Below are 7,647 nucleotides of genomic sequence, written 5' to 3'. Positions count from 1 at the left end.
CGACAGCGCGCGCCTGATCGGCGCCGCACTGGCGGCACAAGGCGTTGACGCTGCCGCCGCCTACCGTACGGCGAGTGCAACGCTGCTGCGCAAGTTCACTGCCGACATCGCCGAGGTCCGCAAGGGCAAGCTCAGCCACTATCTCGGCCTCGACGGACTCGAAGCCCACGCTGAACGCCTGCGGACATTCGTGCTGTAACGTAACACGCACTCAGCGGGACACCCCGTCGACGCTCGCGGCAACACCTTGCAGCGGCCGCGAAAACAGCTTGCAACCCGCGTAGTAGACCAGCGACGTCAGCGAGAGACCGACGATCCACGACACGTCCGCGCCGCCGAGCCGGCTCGCCAGTTCGCCCGTATAGAGATCGGTCGCCATGAACGGCGCCTGTGCGACGATGCCGATGAAGTACGAGCCAACGGCAATCGCATTGAAGCGTCCGTAGATGCCGCCGTCCTGCCGGAAGAACGAATCGACGTCGTACTCGCCATGACACACGAGGTAGTAGTCGACGAGGTTGATCGCGGTCCACGGCACGAGCACGTACAGCAGCAGCAGGATGAAGTTCGTATAGCCGGCGAGGAAGTTGTTCTGCCCGAACAGCGCAATCGCGAGCGCGATGCCGCACAGGACGATCGCGGTGATCGCCCGAGCACGCGCCTTGCCCGACCAGAACGGAAAGAGCGTCTGCAGTACGGTGATGGCCGACAGCGCACCGCAATACAGCTCCATCGCATTGCTGGCCGCGATGCCGAACGACAGCACGACGATCACGAGCACGCTGATCCCTTGCGTGAGGCCGGTGAGGCCGCTCACGACATTGCCGTCGGGCGTCGCGAGGCCCACCAGGCAGCCGAGCAGCATCGGGAAGAACGAGCCGAGCACGCAGCCCCAGTAACTCGACCAGAACGCCGTGCGCGGCCCGGTATCGGGCGGCAGGTAGCGCGAATAGTCCGACACGTAAGGCGCATAGGCGATCTGCCACAGCGCGGCGACCGACATCGCACCCAGGAAGCCGGACAGGTTCAGCGAATGCTTCGTGAACGTGTCGGCGGGCAATCCATGCACGAAGATGATCCACACGAATGCCAGCACGAGCACGCTGCCCGAGCACCAGCTCAACAGCCGCGCATACGCGTGGATCAGCTTGTAGCCATAGATCGATCCGAGCAGGCTGATCAGGCCGATCACCACGACGCCCGCCTCGAGCGGAATATCGGCGCTCAGGCTGTGCAGCGCCTGCCCGCCGAACACGCAGTTCGACGCGAAGAAGCCGACATACATCACGACGACCAGCGCGACCACGAGCAGCGCGCCGAACGACCCGAACTGCCCGCGGGTCTGAATCATCTGCGGCACGCCAAGCTGCGGACCCTGCGCGGAATGCAGCGCCATGAAAACCGCGCCGATCAGGCTGCCGACGAGCGTGGCAAGCGCCGCCCACCAGAACGGCTGCTTGAACACGGTGGTCGAAAGCGATCCGGTGACGATCGTCAGCATCATGATGTTCGACCCGAACCAGATCGTGAACAGGTCCTTCGCGCTGCCGTGCCGCTCGGTCAGCGGAATCGGCTGGATGGTGCTTTCCTCGAGATGAGCAATGGACTCTCCCTGACTCATTTCGTCTCCTTGTTTCTATTGTGATGTTCGTGGGTTCTGGGGCTGAAGGGTGAACCGGAATGCCCGGTCGACGTGAAGGGTTCCTCCTGCGATCAACCGGTACTTTATTTGCATTCCTCACCAATAGATGTGCAACAGCACACCGCTTCACCGGACCACTACCCACGACGCCCAATCTTCAATCTGCCGGATTACCGCTCCGGCGCCTGAACGCAGCCGGCCCGTCGCGGCAGCGAAACCCGTGGTTCGGTGCGCTCCCGCCCGTCCGTCTGTCGCCGGACGGAAGCGCGTCGCTCAACCGGTCAGCAGTCGATCCCGAGCACTTCGCGCGCAGTGGCATCCACGGCCTTGCGCATCGTGCCGACCAGTTCGTCGATTTGCGCGTGATCGATCACCAGCGGCGGCGCAACGATCAGGCGGCCATTGGTCGAACGCACGATCGCCCCGAGTTCGAACCCGACCGTCCGGCTGTGCCAGGTCAGGTCGGCCTCGTTCGCAAAGCGCTCGCGCGTCGCCTTGTTCTTCGCGAACTGGATCGCGCCGACCGCGCCCACGCCCTGGATCTCGCCGACGAGCGGATGACCGTCGAACGCATCGCGCAGCGCTTTCTGCAGGTACGGCCCGGTATCCATCTTCGTCCGCTCGACGAGGCCTTCGCGTTCGAGCACGTCGAGGTTGGCCAGCGCGACGGCAGCCGCGACCGGGTGCCCCGAATAGGTCAGCCCGTGTGCGTAGACGCCGCCCTTGTCGACCAGCGCATCGCCGATGCGCCGGCTCATGATCAGGCCGCCCATCGGCACGTAGCCCGAGGTCAACCCCTTGGCCATGCAGATCAGGTCCGGTTCGAAGCCGAAGTGACGATGCGCGAACCACTCGCCGGTACGGCCGAAACCGCCGATCACTTCGTCCGCGCAGAGCAGCACGTCGTACTGACGGCAGATGCGCTCGATCTCCTGCCAGTAGCCGTCCGGCGGAAAAATCATCCCGCCCGCCCCCTGGAACGGTTCCGCGACGAACGCCGCGACGCGCTCCGCGCCGATCTCGAGGATCTTGCGCTCAAGCGACAACGCCGCCTGCTTGCCGAATGCCTCGGGGCTCAGATCGCCGCCATTCGCGTACCAGTACGGTTCATCCACGTGCGTGATGTTCGGAATCGGCAGATCGCCCATTTCATGCATGAACGCCATGCCGCCCAGCGAAGCGCTGCCCACCGTCGAGCCGTGATAGCCGTTCACGCGGCCGATCAGCACCTTCTTCTCCGGCTTGCCCATTACGTCCCAGAAGCGTCGCACAGTGCGAATCAGCACTTCATTCGATTCGGATCCCGAATTGGTATACACAACATGACTGAAACGATGGCCGAGCAGCGCGAACAGACGCTCCGACAGTTCGATCACCGACGGGTGCGTCGTATGAAAGAACATGTTGTAGTAGGACAGTTCCTTCATTTGCCGCGCGGCGGCGTCGATCAGCTCCGGCCGGCCATAGCCGACGTTGGTGCACCACAGCCCGGACATGCCGTCCAGGTAGCGGTTGCCGTCGTTGTCCCATAGATGGACACCTTCGCCGCGCACCATCACGCGTGCGCCTTCCTCGTTGAGCGCCTTCTGGTCGACGAACGCATGCAGATGATGCGCGGCGTCGCTGCGTTGATAGTCCTGCGTCGTACGATGCGGAAAGTTGGGCGCATTCATAGGCGAGTCTCCGGTTCGTTTTGTGGATAAAAAGCGTTGTCGTATTGCGCGGCGCAGCCGCTTGCGGCCCGCCGCGTCGAATCAGTAACTGATCCAGGTCGTCTTGAGGCCCGTGTACTTGTCGATCGCATGCAGCGAAAGATCGCGGCCGAAGCCCGACTGGCGGAACCCGCCGAACGGCGTCTGCGCGCTCAGCGCATCGACCGTGTTGACGGACACCGTGCCGGCGCGCAGCCGGCCCGCCACACGGTGCGCGCGCGACAGGCTGCCGGTCCAGACCGACGCGGCAAGCCCATAGATCGAGTCGTTCGCGAGCCGGACGGCCTCGTCCTCGGTGTCGAACGCCATCACCGACAGCACCGGCCCGAAGATCTCCTCGCGTGCGATGGCGTCGTCGTGCTTCACGTCGATGAAGATCGTCGGCTCGATGAAGTAGCCCTTGCCGTCGATACGCGGCGCGCCTCCGCCGATCGCGAGCGTCGCGCTATCGCGGCCGCGGGCAATCCACTCGCGCACGCGCCGATGCTGCTGCTCGTCGACGATGGCCCCCATCCCGCTCGACGGATCGAGCGGATCGCCCGGCATGAATGCGGCGGCATGCGCAATCAGCCGGTCGACGAACGCATCGTGAATCGAACGCTGAACCAGCAGCCGCGAGTTGGCGGAACACACCTCGCCCTGGTTGAAGAAAATGCCGAAGCACGCCTTGCGTGCGGCCAGGTCGAGATCGTCGGTATCGTCGAAGACCAGGTTCGGGCTCTTGCCGCCGCATTCGAGCCACACCTGCTTCATGTTCGACTGCGCGGCGTACTCGAGGAATTTCTTGCCGACGGCAGTCGATCCCGTGAATGCGAGCACGTCCACATCGGGATGCAGCCCGAGCGCGCGCCCCGCGGTCTCGCCGTAACCCGGCACGACGTTCAGCACGCCCGGCGGCAGGCCGGCCTCGAGCGCCAGCTCCGCGAGACGCAAGGCGGACAGCGGCGATTGTTCCGCCGGCTTCAACACGACGCTGTTGCCGGCCGCCAGCGCTGGCGCCACCTTCCACGCGACCATGTCGAGCGGAAAATTCCACGGCACCACGGCGCCGACGACGCCCAGCGGTTCGCGCGTGACGACCGCGAGGTTGCCGGGGTCGGTTGACGCGACTTCGCCATGCAGTTTGTCGACGGCTTCGCCGTACCAGCTGAAGAGACCGCCCGCGGCCGGCACGTCGATGCTGAATGCATCCGCGACACGCTTGCCCATGTTGAGCGAGTCGAGCAGCGCGAGCTCCGCACCGTGCGATGCGATGAGTTCACCGAGCCGACAAAGCACGCGCTTGCGCGCGGCCGGCGCACAGCGCGACCACGCGCCGGATTCGAACGCGTGACGCGCGGCACGCACCGCGTCGTCGACATCCGCTGCATCGCACGACGCGACTTCCGCGATGACGGCCTCGGTGGCCGGATTGATCGCGGCAAACGTCTGGCCGCTGCGGGCCGGCACGCTGCGGCCGCCAATATGCGCGAGCGTTCTCGGGACGACTTGCGCCGCAAGACGTCTCCAGTCTGCGTGCTGATGGTTTTCTGCTGAAGTTGGGTTCATTCAAGACTCCGTTTTGGCGACCAGGCATTTGTGCGTTGTTCTCTGCCTGCATTCGACCCGACGAAAGACGCCAGCGGGCACGACCGGGGCCCGTGACCGCCGAGAATCGCCGCAGTCGTCCGGTTGGCCAACTGTCGGTCATCAAAAAGAGATTTGAAAGAACAGTTTTTCTTCTCATTGAAGAGGTTATTTCTATTCATCCCGCGGTCGTGCAGTGGGTTTTCCTGTCCCGTCACGATCCCGGTGCCGTTTGTTTGTGTGGGATCGCATCGGCTTTCCGGCGCGCCGCGACGTGACACTCGCTGCGACACCTGGCCGGCACGACATTGCGCCCCGGCCCGTCCGACCACATACTGGTCGGCCTGCGCGAACAAGGACGCGTCGATGGTGAATGTCGATCAGGGCGCCGCTTCGATCTTTGGCGCGATTGGAACGGCAGTGTCTTTGCTGGCGGCGATTCCGTATGCACTCGCGATCTACCGGCGCGTCGTTCGTCCGCATCTGTTCACATGGCTCGTGTGGTCGGTCGTCACGGCGATCGCAGCGGCCGGCCAGTTCGTCGCGGGTGCGGGGCCGTCCGCATGGTGCACGGCAGCGATTGCCGTCACCTGTTTTCTGACGCTGGTGGCGAGCGTCTTTCGCGGCGAACGCGGTTGGACACGCGTCGACTGGCTTTTCCTGGGCGCGGCGCTGTCAGCCATTCCGCTGTGGATGCTGACCGACGATCCGACGATCTCGATCTGCCTGGTCACGCTGATCGAGCTTGCCGGCCTCGGCCCGACCGTCCGCAAGACGATCCGCGATCCATGGAGCGAGAGCCTCGCGTATTTCGCGCTGTGCGTGGTCAAGTACGCGCTGGCGTTGCTGGCGCTGAGCACGTGGAGTGTCGCGGTCGCGTTCTATCCGGCCGTCAACGTCATCGCGTCGGTCGGCATTTGCGCTGTGATGCTTGTGCGGCGTCAGTCGCTGTCGAACGCGCGGTAGACGATCTCCGTCGGTGCGGTATGTTGCTTGCTGCTGTTGCTCGCCGGTATGAGTGGAACCAAACACCTTCAGAGACGATACGAGGCCCTGAAATGAACGCAATCCATACAGCCATCGAACCCAGCGAAGCCGCGCTTCGTGCCGCGATGCTGGCCAACGATGTCGAGGCGCTCGATGCGCTGCTGGACGACGATCTGGTGTTCACCGTCCCGACCGGCCAGGTCATTTCGAAGGCGGACGACTTGGCCGCGCATCGTGCGAAGCTTCTGCGTCTCGACAGACTCGATGTGCAGGAAACGCGCGCATGCGCGATCGGCGAGATGATCCTGACCACGACGAAGGCAATACTCGCCGGCCATTTCGATGGCACGGCGTTCGATGGCGAGTTTGCCTATACTCGGCTGTGGCGCCGATCGCGTGCCGGCTGGCGCGTCGTCGCCGGGCATGCATCGCAGCTCCGGTAACCGCGTCGAGCTCGCTCTCCCTTCGAATCGGCAGGCCGCGAATCCGGAGGGGCGTCGATGCGAGCCGGACGATACCCCGCCGAAGGTGTCGACCATGACAGGAGACGAGATGCACCAACCATTCACCGTCCGCGCTGCCCGCACCGCGGACGCGGACGAGCTCACGCGACTGGCTCGCATTTCGAAGGCACACTGGGGCTATCCGAAGGACTGGCTCGACTTGTGGCAGAGCGATCTCACCATTGCGCCGGAGACGATCGATGGGTCGATCGGTTACGTCGCGGAATCCGGAGAGGCAATCATCGGGTTCTGGGTCAGGGCGTCATCGGAAGCGGATCGCCCGACGCCCGGATGGCTGTTCGTCCATCCCGACCACATGGGCCGGGGTGTCGCCCGTGCACTGTGGGAAGAGGTCCGCCGGGAAAGCGCCGCAAGAGGGATCCGAAGCTTTGTGATCGAAGCCGATCCCAATGCGGTTCCGTTCTATCTGGCGCTCGGGGCTGAAAAGATCGGCGAAAAGGAATCGAGCGTCGTCCCGGGCAGGTTCTTTCCGATCCTGCGGATCACGATCTGATAACTGACATCGCAGGCTCCAGGACCAAGTCAACCGTGCAGGCAAACGGCCTAGAATGAGTTTGGACTTTTCATTGTTTCCGAACGTCCCCTTCCCAAAGGAGGCGCCGATCACCAACAGATCGGGGATCGAGTCGTGTGCCGTCGATGACTTCTTTCGAGGAAAGAGGCGCTTCGACAGAACGCTCAAGGAATTGCGGGAAGACTACGAGTGCGATGAATCCGCGTGCCTCGCTTTCATGGAGCCGGAGGCATTTGCGTTCTTTCTTCCGTTGTTCATGAAGATAGCGACCCACGAATATGACGAGGCTGACAACATCCCCGATTCTCTCGTGTATAAGCTGCACCGAATGGCAACGGGTGGAGCGAACGACTGGCTCGACGAAATATTGAAGACATACTCAAAAGATCAACGAGACAGCGTCATTGATTTTCTCGGCGAGATGAGTCGAATCGAGTGGCGGCATCAAGATCCTGACTTGGCGGCAGATACTGCCAGCCTATTGCGCGAAATATTTTGATCAACGCTTTTCGATTCGATCCTCAATCGACTCGAAGTCTCATCTCTGCGCCAACCGATCCACGGGGATGAAGGAATTGCAGTTTTGAGCGGAGATAGGATCGATAGACCCGAGGATCGCGAATGATATCGGCTCTTTGGGAACCGAACGCTGCAATTGGGTGCGCTTGGGCGCGGTGACGTGAGCACGTCATCCTCCGTCCA

At 63.2% G+C, this 7,647-nt stretch carries 8 protein-coding genes and 1 pseudogene; 6 read left to right on the top strand and 3 right to left on the bottom strand.

The genetic code is table 11. The features are described from left to right. Positions 1-199: pseudogene (locus JYJ84_RS22985) on the top strand (SMI1/KNR4 family protein); the annotation flags it as partial. A gap of 12 nt (positions 200-211) precedes the next feature. On the opposite strand, the gene JYJ84_RS22980 reads toward JYJ84_RS22985, so the two are convergent. The 3 genes from JYJ84_RS22980 to JYJ84_RS22970 form a co-directional block, all read right to left on the bottom strand. Beyond that, entirely contained in the window at positions 212-1,621 is a 1,410-nt protein-coding gene (locus JYJ84_RS22980) for a cytosine permease (RefSeq protein WP_175221997.1), read from the bottom strand. A gap of 302 nt (positions 1,622-1,923) precedes the next feature. Beyond that, positions 1,924-3,315: an aspartate aminotransferase family protein gene (locus JYJ84_RS22975; protein ID WP_122950285.1), complete on the bottom strand. Its 1,392-nt coding sequence runs from the start codon at positions 3,313-3,315 to the stop codon at positions 1,924-1,926. A gap of 81 nt (positions 3,316-3,396) precedes the next feature. Then, positions 3,397-4,902, bottom strand: coding sequence for an aldehyde dehydrogenase (locus tag JYJ84_RS22970; RefSeq protein WP_122950284.1), 1,506 nt, complete (start codon positions 4,900-4,902; stop codon positions 3,397-3,399). A gap of 92 nt (positions 4,903-4,994) precedes the next feature. Between JYJ84_RS22970 and JYJ84_RS22965 the strand changes: the two genes are divergently transcribed. From JYJ84_RS22965 to JYJ84_RS22945, 5 genes are all read left to right on the top strand, one after another. After that, entirely contained in the window at positions 4,995-5,198 is a 204-nt protein-coding gene (locus JYJ84_RS22965; RefSeq protein WP_175221998.1) for a hypothetical protein, read from the top strand. A gap of 88 nt (positions 5,199-5,286) precedes the next feature. Beyond that, positions 5,287-5,886, top strand: coding sequence for a hypothetical protein (locus JYJ84_RS22960; RefSeq protein ID WP_122950283.1), 600 nt, complete (start codon positions 5,287-5,289; stop codon positions 5,884-5,886). Between the two features lie 92 nt (positions 5,887-5,978). Then, positions 5,979-6,350, top strand: coding sequence for a nuclear transport factor 2 family protein (locus tag JYJ84_RS22955; protein WP_122950282.1), 372 nt, complete (start codon positions 5,979-5,981; stop codon positions 6,348-6,350). A gap of 109 nt (positions 6,351-6,459) precedes the next feature. Next, positions 6,460-6,924, top strand: a complete 465-nt coding sequence (locus JYJ84_RS22950; protein WP_174957623.1) for a GNAT family N-acetyltransferase — start codon at positions 6,460-6,462, stop codon at positions 6,922-6,924. Between the two features lie 55 nt (positions 6,925-6,979). Then, positions 6,980-7,444 carry a DUF6714 family protein gene (locus JYJ84_RS22945; RefSeq protein WP_175221914.1) on the top strand — a complete coding sequence of 155 codons (465 nt, stop codon included), beginning with the start codon at positions 6,980-6,982 and terminating at the stop codon, positions 7,442-7,444. Positions 7,445-7,647 lie beyond the last annotated feature (203 nt).

The organism is Burkholderia sp. LMG 13014 (assembly GCF_905232215.1).
Classification (GTDB): domain Bacteria; phylum Pseudomonadota; class Gammaproteobacteria; order Burkholderiales; family Burkholderiaceae; genus Burkholderia.
This window is presented reverse-complemented; position numbering and strand designations above follow the sequence as displayed.

What these genes read in the sequence shown, in the direction of transcription:
- JYJ84_RS22980 (WP_175221997.1), bottom strand. Translation starts at nt 1,621, where the DNA reads ATGAGTCAGGGAGAGTCCATTGCTCATCTCGAGGAAAGCACCATCCAG.
- JYJ84_RS22975 (WP_122950285.1), bottom strand. Translation starts at nt 3,315, where the DNA reads ATGAATGCGCCCAACTTTCCGCATCGTACGACGCAGGACTATCAACGC.
- JYJ84_RS22970 (WP_122950284.1), bottom strand. Translation starts at nt 4,902, where the DNA reads ATGAACCCAACTTCAGCAGAAAACCATCAGCACGCAGACTGGAGACGT.
- JYJ84_RS22960 (WP_122950283.1), top strand. Translation starts at nt 5,287, where the DNA reads ATGGTGAATGTCGATCAGGGCGCCGCTTCGATCTTTGGCGCGATTGGA.
- JYJ84_RS22955 (WP_122950282.1), top strand. Translation starts at nt 5,979, where the DNA reads ATGAACGCAATCCATACAGCCATCGAACCCAGCGAAGCCGCGCTTCGT.
- JYJ84_RS22950 (WP_174957623.1), top strand. Translation starts at nt 6,460, where the DNA reads ATGCACCAACCATTCACCGTCCGCGCTGCCCGCACCGCGGACGCGGAC.
- JYJ84_RS22945 (WP_175221914.1), top strand. Translation starts at nt 6,980, where the DNA reads ATGAGTTTGGACTTTTCATTGTTTCCGAACGTCCCCTTCCCAAAGGAG.